This window comes from Deltaproteobacteria bacterium, assembly GCA_017302835.1.
Lineage (GTDB): Bacteria > Bdellovibrionota > Bdellovibrionia > Bdellovibrionales > Bdellovibrionaceae > UBA2316.
In genome coordinates this window covers 201295-225797 of the sequence record JAFLCC010000006.1, presented here as the reverse complement: position 1 = coordinate 225797, position 24503 = coordinate 201295, and the positions used below count along the sequence as shown (strand labels likewise).

General features: G+C 41.4%; 16 protein-coding genes. 4 read left to right on the top strand and 12 right to left on the bottom strand.

Annotated features, from left to right (window positions below):
• Positions 1–22: 22 nt before the first annotated feature.
• Positions 23–295, top strand: a complete 273-nt coding sequence (locus tag J0M15_09010; GenBank protein MBN8537182.1) for a TMEM165/GDT1 family protein — start codon at positions 23–25, stop codon at positions 293–295.
• A 68-nt stretch (positions 296–363) separates the two neighbouring features.
• Here J0M15_09010 and J0M15_09005 read toward each other — a convergent pair whose 3' ends face one another.
• From J0M15_09005 to J0M15_08970, 8 genes are all read right to left on the bottom strand, one after another.
• Positions 364–2454, bottom strand: a complete 2091-nt coding sequence (locus J0M15_09005) for a sodium-translocating pyrophosphatase (GenBank protein MBN8537181.1) — start codon at positions 2452–2454, stop codon at positions 364–366.
• Positions 2455–2545: 91 nt separating this feature from the next.
• Complete coding sequence (locus J0M15_09000) at positions 2546–3271, bottom strand: endonuclease/exonuclease/phosphatase family protein (GenBank protein ID MBN8537180.1); 726 nt, start codon at positions 3269–3271, stop codon at positions 2546–2548.
• A gap of 39 nt (positions 3272–3310) precedes the next feature.
• A complete protein-coding gene (locus J0M15_08995; protein ID MBN8537179.1) occupies positions 3311–4198 on the bottom strand; it encodes an endonuclease in 888 nt (295 codons plus the stop codon).
• A 229-nt stretch (positions 4199–4427) separates the two neighbouring features.
• A complete protein-coding gene (galE, locus tag J0M15_08990; GenBank protein MBN8537178.1) occupies positions 4428–5420 on the bottom strand; it encodes a UDP-glucose 4-epimerase GalE in 993 nt (330 codons plus the stop codon).
• Between the two features lie 128 nt (positions 5421–5548).
• A complete protein-coding gene (metH, locus tag J0M15_08985; protein ID MBN8537177.1) occupies positions 5549–9253 on the bottom strand; it encodes a methionine synthase in 3705 nt (1234 codons plus the stop codon).
• Between the two features lie 31 nt (positions 9254–9284).
• Entirely contained in the window at positions 9285–10241 is a 957-nt protein-coding gene (locus J0M15_08980; protein MBN8537176.1) for a methylenetetrahydrofolate reductase, read from the bottom strand.
• Between the two features lie 132 nt (positions 10242–10373).
• Positions 10374–13307 carry a hypothetical protein gene (locus tag J0M15_08975; GenBank protein MBN8537175.1) on the bottom strand — a complete coding sequence of 978 codons (2934 nt, stop codon included), beginning with the start codon at positions 13305–13307 and terminating at the stop codon, positions 10374–10376.
• An 89-nt stretch (positions 13308–13396) separates the two neighbouring features.
• The gene (locus J0M15_08970) at positions 13397–14143 is read right to left on the bottom strand and encodes a hypothetical protein (GenBank protein ID MBN8537174.1); all 747 of its coding nucleotides are present in this window, start codon (positions 14141–14143) and stop codon (positions 13397–13399) included.
• A gap of 302 nt (positions 14144–14445) precedes the next feature.
• Between J0M15_08970 and J0M15_08965 the strand changes: the two genes are divergently transcribed.
• Positions 14446–16614, top strand: coding sequence for a M3 family metallopeptidase (locus J0M15_08965; protein ID MBN8537173.1), 2169 nt, complete (start codon positions 14446–14448; stop codon positions 16612–16614).
• 179 nt (positions 16615–16793) lie between these two features.
• On the top strand, positions 16794–20135 hold the full coding sequence (locus tag J0M15_08960; GenBank protein MBN8537172.1) for a hypothetical protein: 3342 nt from the start codon (positions 16794–16796) through the stop codon (positions 20133–20135).
• A 52-nt stretch (positions 20136–20187) separates the two neighbouring features.
• Here J0M15_08960 and J0M15_08955 read toward each other — a convergent pair whose 3' ends face one another.
• The 4 genes from J0M15_08955 to J0M15_08940 form a co-directional block, all read right to left on the bottom strand.
• Complete coding sequence (locus J0M15_08955) at positions 20188–20493, bottom strand: transcriptional regulator (protein ID MBN8537171.1); 306 nt, start codon at positions 20491–20493, stop codon at positions 20188–20190.
• Positions 20494–20504: 11 nt separating this feature from the next.
• Positions 20505–21062, bottom strand: coding sequence for a sodium-dependent bicarbonate transport family permease (locus J0M15_08950; protein MBN8537170.1), 558 nt, complete (start codon positions 21060–21062; stop codon positions 20505–20507).
• Between the two features lie 100 nt (positions 21063–21162).
• Positions 21163–22329, bottom strand: coding sequence for a hypothetical protein (locus tag J0M15_08945; protein MBN8537169.1), 1167 nt, complete (start codon positions 22327–22329; stop codon positions 21163–21165).
• 110 nt (positions 22330–22439) lie between these two features.
• Positions 22440–23324, bottom strand: coding sequence for a LysR family transcriptional regulator (locus J0M15_08940; protein MBN8537168.1), 885 nt, complete (start codon positions 23322–23324; stop codon positions 22440–22442).
• A 156-nt stretch (positions 23325–23480) separates the two neighbouring features.
• Between J0M15_08940 and J0M15_08935 the strand changes: the two genes are divergently transcribed.
• Entirely contained in the window at positions 23481–24488 is a 1008-nt protein-coding gene (locus J0M15_08935) for a TerC family protein (protein MBN8537167.1), read from the top strand.
• Positions 24489–24503 lie beyond the last annotated feature (15 nt).

The window sequence follows — 24503 nt, the reverse complement described above, 5'->3', positions numbered from 1 at the left end:
GGTATTTTTTTAAAGGAGATATATGGATTGGACCATTTTTTTCAGTACTTTTATAACTATTTTTCTTGCTGAAATGGGTGACAAAACCCAATTTGCCGCATTGGCTGCGGGATCTAAAACCAATTCAACAATAAGTGTCTGGCTTGCTGTTGTGCTGGCTTTAGGTCTAGCTGGCACCCTTGGAGTTTTTTTTGGTAAATATCTCGGTACCCTTATCCATCCTGAATACTTAAAGTACCTTTCTGGAGGATTGTTTATCCTCATAGGAATTTATATTCTATTACAGAAAAACTAAGAGCATGTTTGTACGAAAGCGCGTTTCTACAGAAACGCGCTTATACAGAAGCGCTGTTTGAAAAAACCCTACCCGATTGTAGCAATGAGCTGAGCGATCAGCAAAGACACGACGCTCATCACCTTAATTAAAATCGCTACGCCAGGGCCTGAGGTATCTTTGAAGGGATCGCCAACAGTATCTCCGACAACTGCAGCTTTGTGGCAGTCAGAGCCCTTTGGATGTCCTGGCATCCCACCCTTTTCGATATATTTTTTGGCATTATCCCAAGCTCCACCAGCATTGGCCATATAAAGGGCCATGGTAGCACCTACAGCTAAGGCTCCAGCTAGGGCTCCAGCTAAAACTTGAGGTCCTAAAATAAATCCAATAAGAACGGGGGCGAGAACCGCGACCATTCCAGGGAAAACCATTTGTTTTAAGGCTGCAAGGGTTGCAATATCTACGATTTTGGCTGGTTGTGGTTCGGCTTTTCCCTCTAACAAACCCGGAATTTCTTTAAATTGCCTTCTGATTTCTTCAACGATATCTCCAGCCGCCTTACCCACAGCCGTCATCGTGGAAGCTCCTACAAGAAAAGGTAAAATGGCACCAATAAGAATTCCGATGAGGACTCCAGAGGAAGTCAAATCCATAGAAATTTTTGCTAAACCAGCTTCAATTCGGAAATGATTTACTTCCATGTTAAAGGCACTAAACAAGGCAACCACGGTTAGAATGGCTGAGCCAATAGCAAAGCCTTTTCCAATGGCGGCAGTGGTGTTTCCTACAGAATCTAATTCATCAGTGATAGCTCGCACTTCTTTACCTAAACCGCTCATTTCAGAAATACCACCCGCATTATCTGCAATGGGTCCGTAGGCATCCACCGTCATCACGACAGCTGTTCCAGCTAACATCCCTACGGCAGACAAAGCAATTCCGTAGAGTCCTAAAAACCTGTCTGCGACTCCAGCTGCAACAACAACAATCAATGTTGGCAGCGCGACTGATTCCATTCCCACAGCCAAACCACGGATGACATTTGTTGCTGGGCCAGTCAAAGAGGCTTGGCAAATTTTCTTAATTGGCCCCATAGAGGTGTAATAATCAGTGACGAGGCCAATGAGGGCGCCACCTATGGAACCTGCAGCGAGAGCGATAGTTACATTCTGCGAAACACCCCACACAGGCATCAATACCCAACTTGCAAGAGTAAGCAAAACGGGAGGCATGATCAGCGCAAATCTGAGAATCGCCGCCGGAGCAAAAAGTGAACGACAAGCACGAGTGATAAAAATAACAAAAATAGAAATAATCAAACCGATGGCAGACAAAACTAATGGAAGCACAATTGCGGCATTCCTGAGTGTGGCTTCAGTTCCACCTTCTATTAACTGGGCTATGGAGGTTGAGGGAATGGTAAAAGCAATGGCCATAGCAGAAACGATAGCCGCCACCATAGATTCATAAATATCGGCACCCATCCCTGCCACATCACCAACATTATCACCTACGTTGTCCGCAATAACTCCTGGGTTTCTGGGATCATCTTCAGGAATCCCTTGGATGACTTTCCCTGCAATGTCAGCACCCACATCCGCCGCTTTCGTGTAAATCCCCCCACCAATTCTGGCAAATAAAGCGATGGATGAAGCTCCCACGGCAAACGCATGCAACACTGTGGCTACTATTTTTTGATCCTTGTAAATAAAATACAGAACTCCCAATCCAATAAGTCCAAGACCGGCGACAGACAAACCCATCACCGCCCCACCGTCGAGAGCAATCAATAAGGCCGCAGATTTGGAGCCCGTTGTCGCCGCCTGAGTGGTTCTGACATTAGCATAGGTGGCTGCCTTCATCCCGAAAAATCCTGCAAGTAAACTTAAAAAAGCACCCAGTAAGAAAAAAACAGCGGCTTCAAAACCAAGGCTGAAATACAAGGCCGCTCCCACAACAAGAGAGTAAATAGCCAGAACTTTGTATTCCCTCACTAGAAAAGCCATAGAGCCTTCCCTGATATAAGTGGAAATACGGTTCATTGTTTCATTGCCCGTAGGATTCGCTTTCATTTTAAAGTAAAGAAAAATGGCAACCACTAAACCAACGGCACCTGCAATTGCAGGAAGCTGTAACAAAGAAGAATCTGTCAAACTCACCAATCCAACCAAACCCATCATTTTATATCCACCTTATAGACTTTATTTTTATAATTAATTGAAATCCTAAAAAGCCTTAAGAATTAAAATTTGTCAACCTTATATTAAATTAGATTTCGATTTCAAAAATCAGAGGGTAATGATCAGACCCTGTGCAGCTGTTTAAAATTTGAGCTGAGTTAATGTGAACACCTTTAAAAAACAAATGATCCAGTTTTAAAAGCCGATGATCTTCAGAAAATTGACAGTGCCTTAATCCGATTTTTTCCAATCCGCTAAGAAGCTGGTGCCATCTTTTGAAATTCCAAGTATTAAAATCACCTGCAAGAATGATTTTCCCCTGATGAAGAGCCATTTTTTCAAGGAGCTCTTCCAAAAAATATTTAAATCTCACCGTCGTCGTAAAATTAACAAAATGGGTAGAGACAATCAAAAGATCTAATTCTTTATTTTCTACAAATAGGCTGACTTTCGGAGTCCAAAAAAATAATTCTTGTTCAGCGCTTCGAACCAACCTCGGGTTTTCTATTGGAATTCGACTTCCAATGGCCACACCGGTTTTAATCAGATTATGTTTATATTCAAAACTGCTTCCAAGAACCCATGATATATTGGGGTCAAATTTAAGAACCTCGAGAACTCTATCAGAGGTAACTATTTCTTGAAGAAGGAATAAATCACAATCAGAAAAGTGACGCAAAAATTCCGATTTAAACTCTTTTCGATTTCCTTTATAGATATTCCAAACCAAAACTTTTAATTTGTTTTTATTTTTAATTGGTTGACCAAACTCTATAATTTCATCAGTCACACTCACGTGATTAAAAAAGACCATAATATACCCATAATAGACTTGAAAAGAAAGTCAGTGCAATTAAAAATCAGAAATCATCGTAGCTAATTCGGGATAATCGATAAAAGGATTTCGATTCCCTTGAGTTTTATAAATTTCCTCGTTGCGAGTGATTTCCTCTTGGTCGACCGGGTATTCTGCGTTCCATTTCTTGAGAAAGGCTTCTTCCTCTGTATCAATAGGTAGGTCGTACCTAATTGAAAAATAAAACAAGGCCCTTGCCACTCGACCCTTATGTGGATTTGGTGGTTCAAAAACCTCTCGATGAGAGGCTTTACTTACTCCATAACGTGATTGCCCACACTTCAATGCTTTGAAATCACTTATCACTTCGCCAAACTTGTTGTTACTTCGAATCTCATTCAATTGAGAATCTGTTGGAAAAAGATGATGCAAGTCTGCTTTTTGAAATTCCTTATCATATCTTCCATTAAATCGACTTTGTGGCCAAGTATGCTCCACATTTATCACTTTATAATCCGGAACTGTTTGGGGGGCTGGCCCTCGTCCTCCTCTAAATTCATTTGGTCCATAATACTTATTGCAATAGGCTTCTTTGATTAAATAATTATTTTGTTGTTTCACCAAATAAAGATATCCCATCAAGTAGATTCTGGCCCTCTCATACCCCAACGAGATCTGTTGATAACAATTTCTTCTATCTGCCGGACAACGCTCAGTTAGGGTATCCAACTGCCCAGGATTAAAAATATGATAATTTCTAAGGATACTTTTTAAAACATATTTTAAGTTTTCATCTTTAGAACTTATTTGCAGAGCAGAATAAAAATTTTGAGAATAGTAAGGCAAATATTGACTCGAGGGATTTCGAAAAGGATTTCGCGGCTGAAGGGCCAAGGATTTAAGGGAAATTGCGAAGGTCACAATTAGAAAAACGGTTAAAAGCATTGGACTTAGGATCAAAGCAGATCTAGATCTTCTCACACGCATTTTTACTCCCGTAGTTAAGCATTGAAGGTGCTTTATAGAAACGCCAAACCTTGATGAAGGAAAAGTTAAACTTATTAAACTTCATCTATTATTGGCATATACCGGTTGTTCTTGAACGGGAGACTATTAATAAGAATTTAAAAAGACAACTTAATTTATGACTTTTTGTTATTTTTGCAATGAGGCATTACAGTTTAAAAGAAAGTTGTTGAAACCATTTAAAAGTGGACCCACATATTTCCTCAATATCTTGATGTTGAGGTCTCCATCCCAACTCTTTTGAAATCTTAGAAACGTCAGCAACTACCGAGGCTGGGTCACCAGATCTTCGTTTTTTTATCTCGTAGGGAATATTCTTCATGGCGATGGATTCTATAGTCTTAATGATTTCCAAAACAGAATATCCTTTTCCATAACCACAATTATAAACTTCTTGAATAGGTTCCCCCATCGCTTGAACGATTTTCTCTGCAGCTAAAATGTGGGCCTGAGCCAAGTCCTCGACATGAATATAATCCCTTACCCCCGACCCATCAGGGGTTGGATAATCATTTCCAAAAACTTCAAGGACCGATCCTTTTCCCAAAGCCACTTCACAAACATTTTTAATTAAATTAAAGGAATTTTTTGTTCGTTGCCCTAATTTTAAATCGCTACTGGCTCCTGCCACATTAAAATATCTTAAGGAAACAAAGCTCAAAGACCTTGCCTTTCCTTGGTCAAGTAGAAGCTTCTCTGAAAAGTATTTGGATTCTCCATAGGGATTTATTGGCAAACAATTGTCAGTCTCAACAACTAATGACTTCCGGGTGTCCCCATAGACCGCCGCCGTGGATGAGAAAATAAATTTGGAAACACCAGCTCTTTCACAACACTGCAATAGGTTCAATGTTCCCAGAAAATTATTGTCAAAATAATCTAACGGATTGTCTACCGATTCAGGGGCATTTAGTTTCGCCGCAAAATGCATTAGCACATCGATTTTATTATCCTTCATCACTCGTGCTGGCAGTTCCCGATCCCTCACATCCCCTAATACAAATTTACATTTAGGATGCAAAGATTCTTTAAAACCCGTAGAAAAATTGTCATAAACAACAACAAAATGACCCTGCTCAATCAATCGATGACTGACAAATGAACCAATATAACCAGCTCCACCAGTAACTAACACATTCATATGAACATCCTCAAAGGTCCTGGGCCGTGCCCAGGTGTTACCCATATCAGAAGATTACTGATTTTTCCACTCTTTAAAAATGTTTTTGTGCCTGCGCTCCGCACGAGAAAAAAGAAATCATAAGCTAGCTACAACACTGGTGATAACCACTTCTTTAGTAATTCGGGTGCTAGCTTTCGTCGTTGAATCTGGTCCTGAAGTTGATCATCGCCGATTTTGCCGACATGGAAATACTTAGCTTCGGGATGGAAGAAGTAAAAACCACTCACCGAGCTGGCTGGCCACATGGCTGCTGATTCTGTGAGTTTGACTCCGATTCGCTGCTCTACATTGAGTAGTTTCCAAATATCAAATTTGGCCAAGTGATCTGGACAGGCTGGGTACCCTGGTGCCGGCCTGATTCCGCGGTATTTTTCATTCACCAAATCCTGTGGACTTAGATTTTCATTTTTTCCAAAGTTGAAAAAGCTTCTGACTTTTTGATGAGCCCATTCCGCTAAGGCCTCTGCTAGGCGATCACCTAGGGCTTTTACCAGAATAGAGTTAAAGTCATCATGATTTTTTTCAAATTCAGAAGCCATGATTTCAATTTGAGGTCCAGCGCTTACGACAAAACAACCTAAATAATCTTTTTCAGATTTTTCAGAGCCAGGACTAATAAAATCACTCAAGCAATAATGAATCCCTTGATTGACTTCATTTTTTCTTTGCTGGCGCAAAAAATGAAATTCCGTGGTTTGCCCCTCGGGGCCTTCAAGAATAACCGTTTCATTTTCACTTTGCGCTGGGAAAACACCTATGAGCACCTTGAGATTTAGATTTTTCTTTGACCGCCAAACTTCTAACATCTCTTGAGCTGAAGCAAAAAGTTTTTGCGCTTCCTCTCCTGTTTTTGGATTTTGGAAAATTTGAGGATATAAGCCCTTTAATTCCCAGGCCCAAAAAAATGGAGACCAATCCACATAAGATAGGATCTCTTCGATACCTGGATTCCATTCAAAAATCCCCAGTCTTTCTGGTTTTTCGATTTGCGCTTTTTCAGAAACCCAAACAAACTTGTTTTTTCTAGCTTCTGACAAAGAAAGAATATCGCTTTTTTTATCTTTTTGATTTTGAAGGTAACTCTCGCGGATGACCTTATACTCTTCTTTAATTTTCAAGCGGTGTTCTTCTTTTTTAGAACCCAGCAACAAGGAACAAGCTTCCATCACCAGAGAGGCATCGCTGACATGAACCACAGGACCAGGATAATGAGGGTCAATCTTGACAGCCGTATGAACTTTAGAAGTGGTAGCCCCACCGATCAATAAGGGAATTTTAAAAGCATGATCCCTTAATTGGTCGGCATTAAAAATCATTTCTTCCAAAGAAGGTGTTATCAATCCTGATAAACCTATAAGATCTGCTTTATGCTTTTTAGATTCTTCTATAATTTTTTGAATGGAAACCATCACTCCCAAATCAATAACTTTAAATCCATTACAAGAAAGAACAACTCCCACAATATTTTTTCCGATATCATGGACATCTCCTTTAACTGTGGCGATAACAAAAACAGGGGCCTCTGACTGAACCGCCGAAGGGTCTTTTTCTTTTTCGATAAATGGCTCCAAATAAGCAACCGCTTTTTTCATCACCCGGGCGCTTTTTACCACTTGGGGTAAAAACATTTTCCCCTGACCAAAAAGCTCGCCAACGATTTTCATGCCTTTCATTAAAGGGCCTTCGATCACTTTCAAAGGAATGGCTAGCTGCAATCGTGCGGCTTCCGTATCGATTTCAATATAGGAGTCAATACCCTTGACCATTGCGTGGGAGATCCGTTCCTCCAAGGGCAAAGATCGCCAATCTTCTGTTTTTTTGGCTTTTTCACCCGAATCAGTTGATTTAATGAAGGGTTCTGCATAATGAATGAGTTTTTCAGATCCATCCTTTGAGGTATTTAAAATCACCTCTTCACACAAATTTTTTAATTCAGGTTTTATATTTTCATATATTTCCAACATCCCTGCATTGACGATACCCATATCGAGTCCCGCTTTGATGGCATGGTATAAAAAGACGCTATGGAGAGCCTCACGAATATGGTTATTTCCACGGAATGAAAAGGATAGATTTGAAATGCCACCCGACACTAAACAGCCAGGACAGGCTAACTTAATTTGCCTCACCGCTTCGATAAAATGAAGGGCATAGGCATTGTGTTCTTCCATCCCTGTGGCAATGGTTAAGACATTCGGATCAAAAATAATATCCTCGGGTCTAAACTGCAGTTTTTCAGTGAGTAATTCAAAGGCTCGTCGACAGATACTTAATTTCTCTTCAACCGTCACCGCCTGGCCCTTTTCATCAAAAGCCATCACCACAAGGCTAGCACCATATTGTTTAATCAGACTTGCTTGTTCTAAAAATTTTTCTTCGCCTTCTTTCAAGGAAATGGAGTTGACCACACTTTTCCCCTGCAGGCATTTGAGACCAGCCTCAAGAACCTCCCACTTTGAAGAATCAATCATAATGGGGATTTTAGAGATTTCGGGCTCAGACATGATTAAATTTAAAAAACGAGTCATCAACTGTTGAGAGTCCATCATTCCTTCATCAAAGTTAACATCTAAGATGTTCGCACCACTTTCCACCTGTTGTCTGGCAACAACCAATGCCTCGTTCATTTTATTTTCTTTGATCAATTTAGAAAATTTAGGGGACCCTGTCACATTGGTTCGCTCTCCTACCATCAGAAAAGAACGCTCTCCCGAAGTCGGGGACTCCAGTGGCTCTAACCCCGAAAGTTTTAAAGATAAAGTTCGAGGTTGCCGTGTGCGAGGTGAATCTTTTTTAATTCTTTCCGCAATAGCCTTGATATGTAAGGGTGTGGTTCCACAGCAGCCACCAACGATATTTACGAATCCAGCAGCGCTCATCTGACCGAGTTCGAAGGCAATCGATTCAGGAGTTTCATCATAACCTGTTGGAGATAAGGGATTGGGCAGGCCCGCATTGGGATAGCAGCTGATATAGCAATCGGCTAATTGGCTGAGCTCTTGAATGTAAGGCTTCATTTCTTTGGCGCCCAAGGCACAATTGATTCCAACACTTAAAGGATCAGCATGCATGATGCTATACCAAAAGGCTTTGATTGTTTGGCCAGAAAGAGTTCTTCCTGAAAGATCCGTGATGGTGACTGAAATCATCAACGGAAATTTAACTTTAAATTTTTGTTGAACTTTTTCAATGGCGAATAAACACGCTTTTAAATTTAATGTATCAAAGGTGGTTTCTGGCAATAAAATATCCACTCCGGCTTCAAGCAAACACTCAACTTGTTCTTGATAACATTTGACTAAATCATCAAAACTGACAGCCCTGTATTCAGGTCGTTGAACATCAGGAGAAAGTGAGGCCGTTTTGCTGGTAGGACCAATGGCGCCAGCAAGATAGGTCTTTTTTCCCGTTTGTTTAAAAAAGATTTCTTGGGCTTCTTTGGCCACTTTCACTGCCGCCAAATTGAGTTGTCGCACCTCCCGCTCAAGTCCATAATCAGCTTGGGATAAGCTGTTGGCATTAAAGGTATTCGTCTCAATAATGTCGGCTCCCGATTGCAAATATTCTAAGTGAATTTGTCGAATGATCTCTGGTCGAGTCAGGCACAATAAATCATTATTTCCCTTTAAATCTTTTCCATGTTTTTCAAAATAGCCTTTTCTAAAATCTTTTTCTTCCAAACGGTATTGTTGAATCATAGTGCCCATGGCACCGTCGAGTATCAAAATTTCATTATTTAATTTCTCTTCGAGTTCTAAGAGAACAGAACTTTTCTTAAGACGAGCTAACATTTCACTTCCTTGAATTTAATAATTGAATTGATTATTTAATTTTATGAACCAAATCGAGAACCAAGTTGGTATCATTCATAATATAAAAATGAATATTTTTTTCACCTTTATTGACTAAATCCTCAACTTGTTTTTGGGCCCAAGACAAGCCAATTTCTTCTGCCGACCCTGGGGTTTCTAAAATTTCATCGACAAGAACTTCTGGCAAATCAACATTAAATGTCTTGGGAATTGTTTTTAACTGAACAGCACTCCGAATGATTTTCAATCCTGGGATAATGGGAACATGGATGCCAGCTTCGAGACAAGCGGCTTTAAATGAATAGAAACTTTTATTATCAAAAAACATCTGGGTTACCAAGTAGTCAGCACCGGCATCCACTTTCTTTTTTAGATTTAAGATATCCGTCTTAAAATTGGCTGCCTCAAAATGTTTTTCAGGATAACCAGCCACGCCAATACAGTAGTCCAAAGGGGTGCTATTGGAAATATCTTCTATAAATTTGCCCTGTTTTAAGCCATTTATTTGTTCCACCAAATCTGCAGCATACTGATTAACTGATCGGTTTTTAGAAATTTCTTTGCTATAATTCAAAGAATCTCCCCTTAAAGCCAAAACGTTATGGATGCCTAAAAAATTCAGCTCAATCAAGGCATCTTCAGTCTCTTCCTTCGTAAAGCCCTGACACAAAATGTGAGCCACCGTATCAATACGAAAACGATTTTGAATGATCCCACAGATACCTAAAGTCCCTGGTCTTTTACGATAGGTTTTTTTTTGGATACTTCCATCATTATTTTCAAGATAATAGGCACTGGAAGCATGACTAGTGACATCTATCCACTGAGGCTCCACATCTGAAAGTCCTTCGACGATATCGATAATGTCTTTAACCGATCTTCCCCGCGGAGGAGGAACTATTTCATAGCTAAATTCAGGTCCCGAGTTTTTGGCTAGCGTTTTATGAATATGATCTATCACCTTCATTTTTTTTCTACATCCTCATTTAAATAAAACAAAAAAGAAATTTTCGTGAAGAACTACCCTAATTTTTTTTTTCACTGAATTCAATTTAAATTTTGAATTTAATTCGCTGGTAAGCACTCAGAAGTCAAAAATTTACCAAGTACATGGGGTGGTGCCATCACTGGTAAAAACCCAAGTAGTTGCTCCACCTTTGCATACACATTGGCGATAACCCGAGGTGATAGCAAGCGAACTGTCGTGGGCCGCATCACAAGCAAATGGCTGAGAGGCATACTTTGCTACTTTAATAACACCTGCAACGTCCAAAGATGTTTGAGGTGTTGTTGTTCCAATACCAATGTTCCCATTTTGATCTACTCGCATTCTCTCTGTCGAAGTTGACGAACCATTCGATGTGGATTTAAAAATAAGCGCGGTGCCATTAGATGCAAGTGCCCAGTTTTCCGTTGTGATGGCCGACAAACCCGCTCCAGCATTCGAATTTCCTGATCCATTGTAGCCCTCAAAATTAAGATTACCTAGTACGTTTCCATTTAAATTTGTTGAAACATTATTAACCCGGATTAAGGATAACTTGGCACCCACGCTGGCGCTATTTGATGCCATCTTAAAAAAACCAGAAGCTCCATTAATTTCAAGCCATGGATAGGTGGTGTTTGAAGAACCATTCGTTACCTTTCCCAACTGAAAATTTCCAGATGAATCCATATAACTTAAATTGACTCCAGGGAAATTGGAACCGGAGGGTCCAGTTAACAAAAGTTCTGCTTTTGAACCAGCACCCCCAGTCACTATGGCATTTGTCATCGAGTTTGAACTAGCATGAAAAAGGGCGATAGGTGTACTTGTTCCCATCCCTACATATCCATTTGTGAGCAAGGTCATTCCAGAGCCTCCAGCGGAATTAGCTTGTAACTTTGCAAAAACACCTGCCGTTGATGTTCCTGAATTCACCACGCTCAACAAACCATTAGAGGAATTCAGTGTGTTGCTTGAAGTGGAAATATTAAGGGCCGTACCTGTAGTCAGTGAGTTCGCCGTTAGACTCAGTGGCGTTTGAGTATTAGCTGTGGACCAATTCCAGTTTTGTGCAAAATTTAAGTTATCTATTACATTAGAACTCACTGCCGGTGTTAAACTTGAAAGAGATTCCGCTGGAAGACCTTGCCACGATGGCGCCGTTCCTGCTCCATTGCTTGTTAAAACAAACCCATTGGTTCCTGATGATAACTTCGCAAGAGTTGAAGGTGAAGAGGCATAGAGCAAATCGCCCGTTGCGTAGAAGGTCTGTCCTGTTCCTCCATTCACTGCGGGGATAGAAGGTGTCCAGCTGAGCAATCCTCCCGAAGTCGAAGTCAGCACCGAACCAGCGGTTGAAGCTACCGTACCTGGCCAAGTTATCCCATAAGAAGTACCCACAGAAACAGATTGCGACAAATTAGTTCCCGCATTATTTAAAACCACTCCTGAAAAACTGGGTGCCGCTGTCGTACGAATATCTTGAACGGTGCCTAAGGAAATAGATCCAGATCCGTTGGCGATCGTGACACCCTGATTACCCGCCTGATTGAGATTTGTTAAATTAAATCCCGCACCATTACCAATCAGCAAGGTCCCATTGGCCGCCGCACCGCTATTGATTCCCGTACCACCATAATGAGCTGAGATCAAACCGCCGTTCCAAGTTCCCGACGTGATGTTCCCAACACTCGAAATATTATTCTGAACCACGCTTGGCAGAGTGGAAGATATCGACGGTGTGCTACTTCCATTGGTGACCAAAACGCCGTTAGGACTAGTGGACAAACCACTAACAGTATTTCCTGCTGCTGCATAAAATGCCAGCTGATCAACTGCACCTGTATTGACCGTTCCCGCGCCACCTGGTGTTCCCCAAGACAAATTCCCTGAACCGTCAGAGCGCAAGTATTGCGTCCCTGTAGAGTCTCCTGAGGGAAGAATAAAACTTGTGTTTCCAGAAAGGGTCGGCGCAGTGAATTCCAAATAATTGGACGAATTGTAAAATCGCATGTTAGTTGCCGATAAAGTTTGACCACTTACTGTGCCTGTGGTCACTAAATTTCCCGTCGTGTTTATGGCCGCACTTCCTCCAAGAGTTCCCACATTTATTGCCGCTCCATTCACTTTTCCTGCAGAAACCAAATTGGGAATATCGGCCTCCACCAAAGAGGTTCCTGCTGTCACTCGACCCTTTGTATCTGTAGTCACTTTGCTATACGTTCCTGGAGTTCCCACATTAGGCAATCCGGCAACCACTAGAGCATCTACATAGGCTTTGTTGGTCAGATCATTGGTTCCAGAGGGAACCCCACTCCACTGAGGCTGTGCCGAGAAGGTTCCATTGCTGACGGGTGTGACCCAGCTTAAATTCCCACTCCCGTCGGTCACTAGAACCTGAGCAGGGGTTCCAACACTGTTGGGCCAAGTAAATAAAATCGTGGACGACAAACTTGACGGCGCTTGAAAATTCACAGAGTTCGTGCCTGCGAAATCCTGAAATTTAAGAGGACTTTGATTCAACAATTTTAATGACCCGTTCACCATCCCATTTCCAGAACTTGGGACAAAATCTTGAGGTTGTTTTCCTTGAAGGCTTTCTGCCACCGTCGCCATGGGAACTGAAGACATTGAAAAATCAGGGCTCAAAACCACTCCGTTTACAGTCACTCTGAGCTTTCTTCCATCATAGGCTGCGGGTGTGTAGCCCGAACAATTGGTACGAGCTGAAACCGTCGTGTTATTCTGGAAAATATCTTTCCAAAGGGCCCCACCATCCACAGCCGCTGCAGCTCTGGTTCCGCTACCTACTTTCACCGAAAAAAAGCCCTCGCTATCCGGAGTTACAGACTGAGCTTCTTGATACAAAAGGCATGTTCCCGATGGATCTAAAACTTCAAACACTAAGGCGGTGGCTGTTGTTATGGGAGACCCGGTGCTGTCGCTAAGCAAATTTCCTTGAAAATTAAAATCTTTCGTCAGTTCGATGGCTTTGACTTGAAATGGCTTCCAGATCATCAAACCTAGTATCAACATAATTTTGTTCATGCCTTTTCTCCTTAACTAAAGTCACACTTCACTATTGATTTTCCCAAATAACTGAATTTTCCCAAATGACTTCAAACTTTTTCGTCATGCTATTTGACGACAAGCTTGAACCCTCCGCCACTGAGCACCTTTGAATCGGTTGGTTTTCCAACAACTCCATAGAGCTTATAGCCAGCACCTAAAGATTTTTGGGAACTCGTGTAAATTCCAAATCGTTTATGAATTTCATTTCCATCGGGATCTTGATTTCCAAGACAACTTGATGGCAAAGCCAAGGTTTGAGTGATATTTTGTTCGATCCCAGAAAAAGTAATCGGAATCTCGACTTCCTCTACGTCTTTAAGTAAGCTCAGACCTTCTACTTTTCCAAGCAAATAAACTTGCTTTAACCGGGTCAGCGGCAGAACTGAGCCCATCTGTGGACAGGGATTATTTTCACCGGCCTTTTGTGCAAACAAATAGAGCTCGATCCGGCGCCCTTCTCCCTTAGGAATGACTACCTCCATCAATCCACCTGCCTCCACAAAACCAGCCGTTGCTGAAAGCTCTGGAGAACATTGACTAGCCGCTGTTTTGTCAATGCCAGGTCCTGAGATACTCACTCCGTAACAAAGTTTGCGATCGGTTGGCAGTGCTGCCAAAGAGGTCAGCTGATTTTGCTTCTGATTTTGATTTGTTTTCCTAAGCTTATCTTTTTGGTTCAGAACGGCTGGAGTAGGAGCCAGAGCTGCCGGCGCCATGATACTCACCGTAGCCACCCCCGCATCAGGTTTTCGCGAACAACCTAAGGCCCACATCAAACTAAAGAAAAATAAGATTTTTAACTTTTTTCTCAATAAATCTCCTCACTGCCTCTTCGGTATTATTGGAAATTAATTGAGTCATAAATTGAACGATAAATTAAGAAATAAATCAGCAAATCAAAAAATTAAGTTTGAAAATGAGACGTCTATGGATATCTAAATGAATGTCTTATTTACCATTTTTACCATTATGAGACATCTCTCCTACCCAGGTTATTTATACTACGTAAGTCAATGGATGAATGATTTTTTGTGTTGTCACCCAAGGCATAGGTTTGTTATACAGTTTGAAAATTATAAACCTCCAAAACAAACTTAACCAAGTAGAGTAAAAAATGCGAAAAATAAATCTTCAACTTATCCTCTGTTTACTGATAGTATTTTCAATTGTGGAACATTCGGGAAATGCTGCTAAATCTTTAAAAACTGCTTACAATCCATCAAATCCCTTATTAACTAACTGGTGGAAGGGACCTTACGGAGGGGTGCCTCCCTTTGACAAAGTCAAAATCAAAGATTTTCAGCCGGCCCTAGAAGAAGGAATGGCAGAGGCACGCAAAGCTATTGAAGTCATTGTAAGCAATCCAAAGAAAGCGACCTTTAAAAACACCCTCGTCGAAATGGAAAAATCATCACGCACCTTAGAACGCGTCATCACCATGTACAGTGTGTGGAAAAGTGGACTCAACACGCCAGAGTTTCAAGAAGTCGAAAAAATCATGTCGCCGAAATTGGCTGCTTTTGAAGACGAAGTGATTCAGAATTCAAAACTCTTCAAACGGATTGAGGCCGTTTACAGTTCTCCTGAAAAATCCAAATTGAATCCCGAACAGCAACGCTTGGTATGGTTTCAATATAACAAATTTATTCTAAAAGGCGCCAAATTAGATGAAAAACAAAAAGCTCGCGTTGGGGAGATCAATCAACGTCTAGCCGCTCTGGAGACACAATTCAGTCAAAACCAATTAGCGGACGAGGCTAACATCAAAATGGTTCTTGAAAAAACAGCAGACTTGGCTGGACTCCCACAAGCAGTTATCGATGCCGCAGCTGAGGAAGCTCAAGCTCAGAAAAAACCAGGCAAGTGGATATTAACGAATACTCGTTCCAGTATTGAACCTTTTTTAACCTATTCCACAAATCGAGACCTTCGTGAAAAAGCTTTCAAAATGTGGACGTCCCGTGGCGATAATGACAATGATCATAACAATAATAAAGTCATTCCCGAGGTTTTAAAGCTGCGAGCCGAACGATCCCGCATCCTCGGTTACCCAACTTACGCTCATTGGAATCTAACAGACAAAATGGCAAAAGATCCCGCCGTAGCAATGACTTTAATGATGCAGGTCTGGACACCCGCCGTGGCAGCAGTTAAAGAGGAAGTCAAAGCGATGCAGGCTATTGTCGACCAAGAAAAAGGTAATTTCAAAATCCAACCTTGGGATTATCGGTTTTATGCTGAGAAGGTACGCAAGGCCAGATACGATTTAGACATCAGCACGGTAAAGCCGTATTTACAATTATCTCAGATTCAAAAAGGCTTGTTTCTTACCGCTGAAAAACTATTTAATTTAAAATTTGAACAGCTAAAGGGCGTTCCCGTATTCCACGAAGATGTCACGGTTTACCGAGTGACCAAGAAGGGAAAACAAGTGGGTCTTTGGTATTTTGATCCCTTTGCGCGTGCTGGAAAAAATTCAGGGGCTTGGATGAGCGCTTACCGTGAACAAAGCCAAATTGACAAAACACCATTAACCACGATTGTTTCAAATAACTCGAACTTTATTAAAGGAAAACCTGGCGAGCCCGTTCTCTTATCTTGGGACGATGGTATCACTATGTTTCATGAGTTTGGTCATGCCCTCCATGGCTTAAACAGCCACGTGACTTATCCAACCTTATCTGGAAGCAATACACCGACAGACCATGTGGAATTTCCCTCACAACTTTTAGAAAATTATTTAAAAACTCCAGAAGTTTTGCAATTGCTTACCAATGCCAAAGGGGAAACGCTGCCAAAGGAACTCATTGCTAAAATTGAAAAATCAAAAACTTTTAACAGTGGATTTACAACAGTTGAATTTTTAGCCTCGGCCATCGTAGATATGAAGATTCATCTTTCGACAGACGCAGACATTCAACCGGCTCAATTTGAAAAATCAACCCTGCAGGAATTGGGAATGCCTAGTGAAATCGTGATGCGCCATCGTCTGCCAGCTTTTGGCCATTTATTTTCAAGTGATGAATATGCTGCTGGATACTACAGCTACCTTTGGTCCCAGGTTTTAGATCACGATGCCTACGAAGCTTTTGTCGAAGCTGGTAATCCCTTCGATAAACCAACGGCTAAAAAATTAGTGGATTATGTGTTTTCTGTCGGCAACACCATCGATCCAGCCAAAGGCTATCGTTTGTTTCGAGGCAGAGAACCCAAGGTTGATTCCCTTTTAAGAGCCCGTGGTTTTCCTGTTCCCAATGAAGTCAAAATAGAATCAAAAAACTAAAGGCCCAGTTAAAAGTAATTACTTATTTTTTGCGACTGTGATTTTTTTGACATTGTCTCATTTTGATTCTGAGATGGGAATCAACTAATGAGGGATTAGCAAATTTCTTTAACTTTCTTAAGTTTCAACTGGATTAACCGATAGGTATCCGTTGAATAAAAGATGAATAAAGGAGTTTTATGAGAATCCCAGCCCCTGCAAAACTTAAAATTTGGGTCCTGACTGGCTTCTTATTTTCTTTTTACCTTGTCTCTTGCACAAGAACAGGAAAGGACAACGAAACTAAGATTTCCATTTCCATCCCTCAGACCATGAAATCCCAAAAAGTGGGCTCTCTGGCTTCGAGCACCCTCTCCCATGTCTCTATTAATATTTCTGGCAATGGACTTTCATCACCCATCGTATTTAACTGGGACAGCGAAAATAATGGGCCTGCGGGGACAGCTACAACTACGGCTCCCACATCCTTTTCTTTTGACATACCGAAAGGCCCTGATCGACTATTTCAAATTCTTGCTGTCTATAGCGATTCATCAACTAATAATGGCAGCATGCAGTTCTATTACGGCGATCAAATTAAATCCATGGTGGCTGCCACAGAAGAGGTTCCTATAAATATAAGCTCCGTTGGACAATCCTCGACAATCATCTCCGGTCGGGTTCAAGGTCGCTACCTTACAGGTCCAACAGAAGGTCCTACGGGACGCGTGGATATTGTTTATTTTCCTCCCGGAGGAAAATCTCCAATGATTGTTGATCGCTCGATGATTCTCAGCGGATGGTTTCAATTTTTCGGGCTCATCGGAGCTCAATTTGGGTACCGACTTCAAGATGGGAGCTTATTGTGGGGTGGACCTGTTGATTTGTCAGAAACTTCTTTTCCTGTATCAGATAAAGTCCTGAGGGCCACTCTACCTAGTCACATCCAGGTGGAAAATTATTCGGGAACAAGCACTCAACGCCAACAGGATCCAACGGTTTCGATTTATGGTTTTTTTGGAGCACCTGCTGCGCTTACCAATAAAGCTATCTGTAAAACGACAACGGCTTTAACTCGTCTGCTCAAGATAGGAACTAGCACCCCACTCACTGTCACAGATGACAATAGCGCTGATCCAAGTAATTTGTTTGATACAAGCTTGGGATCTGTCAACCTACGCGGTGGTGTGGCTCTTGGTGGAAGCGCTCCCTGTGACACTCAGGCAAATATTTCGGCTCATCTTTTAGACTCTGTATTGGGCTTTAAGCCAAGTCTTCTTGAGCATGGTAACGATAACAGTGCAGGGTTTAGACTGCCTTTTCTGCTTCCCTCTTCAGATTCAAATGGGGGTGGTTCTTTTATTATACCTAAGATTGTCGACGCTGGAACTATTTCTATTTCAGGCACCCTTTTACCTGGAGTTGCAAATACTCTTGATGGCTTTACTGTTTTTAAGACCACAAATCTGGGCATGAACTTCAATTACCGGTCATCTTTTGCCCCCTGTGAAGCTTTACAAGGCATGGGTTATAACGTGGTTGCGAACACCCCCGTCAGCAGCTCTAACTATTCTGCCAACTTACCCTTAACAGATGCAGAAGCTAGTAGCGGCGCGATGTTTGCTCTTTGCCCAACAAAATCAGGAGTCCCCGTTGGACCCGGATTTTGGGTACAAGCCAGTTACCTTAGAAACTCTGGAGGCTGCTCCAGCTGCGGTGGAGACGGCGGAGGAGACGGCGGAGGAGGCGGTGCGGGCGGTGGCACTGGCGTTCCCACAACGGTTGGTTTTCAAAACTTAACAGCGATTACGATCAATCAATGCACCAATTTGAATTTGGGTTTATTTACAAATTCTGGAGGACCTGCCTCTTCTAGCAATAGTGTGACTGTCAATTTATCAGCTACGGTGAGTGGAACATTTTATAGTCAAAATGATTTCAGTTGTTCTGGAGGAGCGATCACCTCGGTGGTCATTCCTGCAAATTTCAACTGGATCGGAGTCAGATTTAAATCTTCAGCTACTCCTGAAACAGATATTGTGCTAACTCCTACAGATGCAGCTTCCACGTTATCCTCAATAAGTAAAACCTTGCGTGTCCGATCCTCTGGAAGCGTGACCAATCTGATGTTGAACACGAATTCTCAGGCCGCAAATATTGGCACCTGTTTAGGAATGTCAGTTCAAACCACAGATACCAACGGAAACGTGATCTCTTATAATGGTGATGTTTCCATTACAGCAAATGGGGCAACAATATACACGGATCCAGGTTGCACAGCCACAGGCGGCACCTTCTCTTTTGCGGCAGGAATAACTTCATTTTACATAAAAAGCTCAACCACTGGCTGGGCCAGCATTCAAGCCAATGCAAGTATTGATTCCATTAACTTAACTGCTTTTTATGGAATTGGTATTTTTCCTCTTGGACAACCGACTCATTTAACTTTCAGTTCTCCCTCTCCAAGTTACTTGTTTATAAATCAATGCATGCCGCTCACCGTGACTGCCAAAGATGATACCAATACCGTCGCTCCAGTACCGAGCAATCAAGTCATTAAATTTAATGCCAGTGGCGGTGCTGGAAGTAATTTTTATTCTGATTCTAATTGTTTAAACTTAATGAATAATTCAGAAAGCCCCATTTCGGCGGGTCAAAGCTCGATGTCTTTCTATTACAAGCCTCAAAATATTGGAAATATCAATATCAACGCTTCTATCAATGGCAATAACTATTATATGAGTGGCTCTCAAAATTATAATATCGCCAATTTGTGGATGCACGCCATTGCCGTCGGTTTCAATGCTTCTTGGTTTGATAGCAACTGCGGAACCCTGACCTTTCAATTAATGGATAATCCAATCGCTGGTTCTGGAAATACTGTCCCCAATCTCAGCGGCTCTTTTATTCCGATAACGATAGGAACCAATCAAGCCATCGTCAATGGAGGGCTTTACTCGGCTTCCGACTGTTCGGATGCGGTTGTCGCCTCTAAAAATTTGTCCATTACTTCGGGAACATCAAGTACTGTGGTCTATATGAAGAGCTTATTAGCTGGCGGGAATTTTGTGAATGTCTTTCCTTCCTACTCCGGAGCTTATTCTTCGATTTACCAAAATGGAAACACTCTCACCGGCACGAGCTACGCTTGGTGCCCACCTCTGGATGGTGGAGGCGCCTGTGCCTCTTCCTTATCCCCTTCAGGTGTAGATGTGATGGGAGGTGGCGCTTCCTATACAACAGCTGTTTCCGTTGGCAGTTCAATGGATAAAATTATCACCATTACAAACACGACAGGAACTTTTGTTTCTTTGAGTCCTTCCTTTACTATCACTGGAAGTCACGCTGCTGATTATAATTTCAAGGACGGCTCTTTCCCTGGTACCGGTGGCTCTTGTGTTGGAGGCATCAGCGGATACGGCTCATGCACCGTGGTCGTGACATTCACTCCTAGTGCCATTAATGGAAGATATGCCACTTTGAATATTAACTACAATACTTCAAAATCCTTGCCCTTATACTTACAAGGCACTGGTCAATAGGAACGCTGATCATTCAAGTTTTTTTTTGAGTGTGCAGCACCTTTTCTCATTATTAATTTTCAAATTTTTCCGGACGCAAGATTGAAATATCTAATAAATAGGTAATCAAAGAGTAATTTTCAAAAAATTGTTCAGCTAAAGATTTTGTTATTTTTAATGCTAAGTCGGGGTCCGCGATAATTTCTATTTTAGATTTTACATCAGGAACTTCGCCGCTACTTTTTTCGCCATTACCCTGACCTCGAACCTCAGTCATCGTATATCCAGTTGCCCCAAGATCATGACTGATCTTCAAAACGCTTGAGCTTAAGACTGGCTCGCAAACTATAGTTACAAGTTTAAAATTGATGAGTTTCATAATCTCCCTCTTTAGCGAGCCAGCCACACGGCTAATTTGTAAAACAATGGAATTCCGACAACCAAGTTAAAAGGAAATGTTACTGCCAAGCTTGCCGTTAAATAATAAGTCGGATTGGCTTCTGGCAACGTCATACGAACAGCTGGAGGGGCCGCGATATACGAGGCACTTGCCGCCATCGTACCAAGAACGGTGGCGCCGCCAATTGACAGCCCTGACCAATTGCCCAAAACAACGCCTAAGATCCCATGAAGGAGTGGGATGAGCACACCCAATGAAATGAGCGGCAATCCAACTTTCTTGAGATCGGACAGGTAGGCCGATACCGGTGTTATACAGCCTAGGGCGATGGTTACGAACGCAGGCAATGCAATCACTTGTAAAGTGCTTTCTGAAAGCTCGACTCCACCTTTTAGACCCAGTGCCAGCAATAGATAAATCGACAAGGTGGAATAGAGATCTTTTGGTAAGCTCAGTTCGCTTTTGACTAGCTTTGTGAAAATTCCAAGTAAAAACGCGAGAACCAAGGGCGACAGTAGGTTTGTTTTTAAAATTTCAATTGCACTCAAAGGAAGTTCTCCACCTTTTCTCCATTTCTTTTGACAAGAATCGCGCCAATTCGCGGTCTTTAACTAGAATTTTATCGCCAGATAGAATAGATAGGTTTTTTCATGCATAATTTCGGACATCGTCCCTCATTGAAACTAGATCTTTATTTGTAGCAAGACGGATGTTATCCGTCTTCGCTAGCTCCTTTCCTCCATCATCCAAAATCGCCAGAATAGCCCGGCCACTTGGAATTTCGTTTTTTGAAGCGACGATGACTTCGCCACCTTGACTTAAAACCATTTGGGCCAAGTCATCTAGAATATCGTCGTCTTCGTGATCCAAGTCGAATGGGTGAATCGCTATTCCTCCTGATTTCTTGTCAATTTTTCCAAATATATTAAGTTCATCTGTCACCAGCAGTTTTCGAACTCTACCTTGAACCACCGCTCTCGAAATCTGAAAGATATTTTTTTGAACCCGATTTCCTTCCTCGGCCAATCGAAATTCAAATATTGACTTTTCGACATATTCTTTTGCCTCAGCTCTCATGACTCTTCTAACGGAAGAACAAATATCGCTGACGTTATTTTTGACAAAGAGATCCGCTATCGGAGCTTTAGCCACATTTTTATATCTCAGCTTTCGACCAAGCCTAGAAACAAACGACTTCTCGCCAGCCACAAAGAGTTTTGGTTTTGTGGTTCTCGTCAATTCGGAAATCCATTCATTGAGCCAAGCAATAGTCTCGCCTTCTTTGGTTCGTTTTGTTCTTGAATCCTTCAGGCTTTGATAACCACCATTAAATTCTTTACCCTTTAAAGCTTCAGGAAGTAAAATAGACTCAACAAGTTTAAATGAGCTCTGATTTCCCAAGTACAGATGAGCTGCTTCCTTTTCTAGACCTAAAAGTAGAAATTCCTGATCTGATTGTAGCCATTTTAGCAATGGCTTCACATGAAAGCTTGTTGCCACCTGACAGGCCTGCTCGACTTCAATTGGTATATTCAACAACCTGAATGATGCCTGATTACGGAAGATACCGATATTGCCTTTCATCTCTTTGAAAATGCTAGCATCTTCAAGAAGCGAGTCGAGAGGTTCTAAAAACTTGTTTCTATCTTCGATGGACATTACTGGATTCAACCACTCATAGGTCTGGGTAATAATATCTCGAAGTTGAGATTTTAGATCTACGAGGTCGCCTCTATTAATAAGGTAGGCCGTCAGATGCAGTCCGTTAGTCGATTCAAACAAGGGTTTTAAAATCGTTTTTTTCGAAGTGAGCATAAATCCTCCTAAAGTTTTTAGTGAGAGTATAATACCCTCACATGAATTACTTTACGGAAGAATTAGAGATTGTTAAAATAGATAAAAAACCTACTTTGTATTTGTAAACTCTATACAATAAAAGAATCTCTTAGTTTTGAAGCAATTGTATTTTCAATCTTTCGCTGGGCTGTAACTAAAAAAAGCTCCTCATAAACACCTTGAAGTTGCCCGATTTCGATAAGCTCACCTCGCAGAACTTGACCTGTAACCGTATGGGTCGCTGCTGGAATCAATCCTAACTCGTTAACTGCCATAAGCTTCTTGACCGATATGTCTTGGCTTTCGGTAATAATGTTGAGTTCAATTTTATTCATCTTTGCCCAGTGATCCAGATCTTGTCTCATACGACTGTCATATGTAGGAAACACCATTGGCTCACCAGATATTGATTTCGGAAAGCCTTTTCTTAAGGATTTAAATTTAGGTGCTCCATAAAATCCTACATTCTTTTTAGTAATAGGCTTGGGATATAGGCCTTTACCGTCAATTCCAGTCGGTAAAAAATTTGTCACCAGCAAATCCATCCTATGTGAGCAAAGTTCTCTTAATAATTCATCCGATTTGCCTTCGGATAAGGTGATTTGGCAGGGCGAAATTCTGAAAGCATGTTTAACTAACTGAAGAATAATTTGCTTAGGAACGCTATCCAGTGCCCCTAAGTGGAGCGATGGCTTCATCGGTTTTAGCCTATCATGAAGCACCTCATACATTTCAGATCCCATTTTAAAAATATTTTTCGAGTAATCAAGTGCCACTTTACCTTGTTCTGTCAGGGTGAGCTTTTTATGATGCCGCTCAAAAAGTTGAACCCCAATATGATCTTCAAACTGTTTCAATTGTGCTGACAATGTCGGCTGGCCAAGCCGTAATTTTTCTGCGGCTTTTGAGACAGTTCCCTCTTCCGCAATCGTCTTAAAATAAAAAAGATGATGGTAGTTAATCCATTGGTTCATAACCCCCCCCAAAAAAAATTTGGTTCTCAAAAACTCCAAAACATTTGTATCGTAAATACAAGTGCAAATCAATTTTTTTATCGATTTTAAAGATATTTTGCTTTTAGAAATATTTAATGATAACAAAAAGGTTAAGGCTTAAAGGAGAATTAAAAAATGATACTTTTCCCGTTTTACGATTATTGGTGGTTCTATGCAGGGTTCACGACTTTTGTACTCGTGGTATTGGCTCTTGACCTTGGAGTTTTTCATAAAAAAGCACACGAGGTCAGCTTCAAAGAAGCTTCGATTTGGACGACTGTCTGGATTAGCTTGGCTCTCGTTTTTAACTATTTATTTTACCTTTATGCGCAATATCGATTTTCGACGCACGAGAGATATACCTCGATCATAGGATTTGACCCCGAGGCTCAGGCAAAGTCATCTGCTCTTGAATTCTTAACTGGATTTGTGGTCGAGAAGTCTCTGGCCATTGACAACATTTTCGTTTTTGCTGTTGTATTTGCTTACTTCAGAATCCCGAAAATGTATCAGCACCGAGTTCTGTTTTGGGGAATCCTAGGTGCCCTGGTCTTCCGAGGAATTTTCATTGCCATGGGTTCGGTCCTTATGCAGTACCACTGGCTTGTGATTTTCTTTGGATCCCTTCTAATTTTGACCGGGTTTAAAATGTACTTTGCAGGCACAAAGCCTCAAGACTTAGAAAACAATTTTATGGTTCGGCAACTCAAGAAAGTTTTTAGAGTCCATCCGCAAGTGGAAGGGCAAAAATTCTTTTTTAAAAAAGATGGTCGTACCTATGTCACGCCCTTGTTCTTGGCTCTAGTTTTCCTTGAGCTGAGCGATATTATTTTTGCGGTAGATTCAGTTCCAGCAATCTTTGCTTTAACGAAGGAACCTTTAATTGTTTTTACTTCGAATATCTTTGCAATCCTTGGACTTCGTTCCATGTATTTCATGCTTGCCGGGGTCATGGATAGATTCATTTACATTAAATATGGACTCGCTTCGGTTCTTGTTTTCGTAGGTCTTAAGATGGTTTGGCTAAATGACGCCTTCGGAGGAAAGTTTCCAGTCAACTGGTCTTTAGGAATCATTGCCCTCCTGATTGGTTCGTCTATAGTTGCATCCATTATTATCGACTACATAAAGAGAAAGAAGTAACTAAAAATATTTTCA

Coding starts and splice junctions, on each gene's coding strand:
- J0M15_08940 (MBN8537168.1), bottom strand. CDS start 23,324: ATGAACCAATGGATTAACTACCATCATCTTTTTTATTTTAAGACGATT.
- J0M15_08935 (MBN8537167.1), top strand. CDS start 23,481: ATGATACTTTTCCCGTTTTACGATTATTGGTGGTTCTATGCAGGGTTC.
- J0M15_08975 (MBN8537175.1), bottom strand. CDS start 13,307: ATGAACAAAATTATGTTGATACTAGGTTTGATGATCTGGAAGCCATTT.
- J0M15_08945 (MBN8537169.1), bottom strand. CDS start 22,329: ATGCTCACTTCGAAAAAAACGATTTTAAAACCCTTGTTTGAATCGACT.
- J0M15_09010 (MBN8537182.1), top strand. CDS start 23: ATGGATTGGACCATTTTTTTCAGTACTTTTATAACTATTTTTCTTGCT.
- J0M15_09000 (MBN8537180.1), bottom strand. CDS start 3,271: ATGGTCTTTTTTAATCACGTGAGTGTGACTGATGAAATTATAGAGTTT.
- J0M15_08960 (MBN8537172.1), top strand. CDS start 16,794: ATGAGAATCCCAGCCCCTGCAAAACTTAAAATTTGGGTCCTGACTGGC.
- metH (MBN8537177.1), bottom strand. CDS start 9,253: ATGTTAGCTCGTCTTAAGAAAAGTTCTGTTCTCTTAGAACTCGAAGAG.
- J0M15_08955 (MBN8537171.1), bottom strand. CDS start 20,493: ATGAAACTCATCAATTTTAAACTTGTAACTATAGTTTGCGAGCCAGTC.
- J0M15_08980 (MBN8537176.1), bottom strand. CDS start 10,241: ATGAAGGTGATAGATCATATTCATAAAACGCTAGCCAAAAACTCGGGA.
- galE (MBN8537178.1), bottom strand. CDS start 5,420: ATGAATGTGTTAGTTACTGGTGGAGCTGGTTATATTGGTTCATTTGTC.
- J0M15_09005 (MBN8537181.1), bottom strand. CDS start 2,454: ATGGGTTTGGTTGGATTGGTGAGTTTGACAGATTCTTCTTTGTTACAG.
- J0M15_08965 (MBN8537173.1), top strand. CDS start 14,446: ATGCGAAAAATAAATCTTCAACTTATCCTCTGTTTACTGATAGTATTT.
- J0M15_08995 (MBN8537179.1), bottom strand. CDS start 4,198: ATGCTTTTAACCGTTTTTCTAATTGTGACCTTCGCAATTTCCCTTAAA.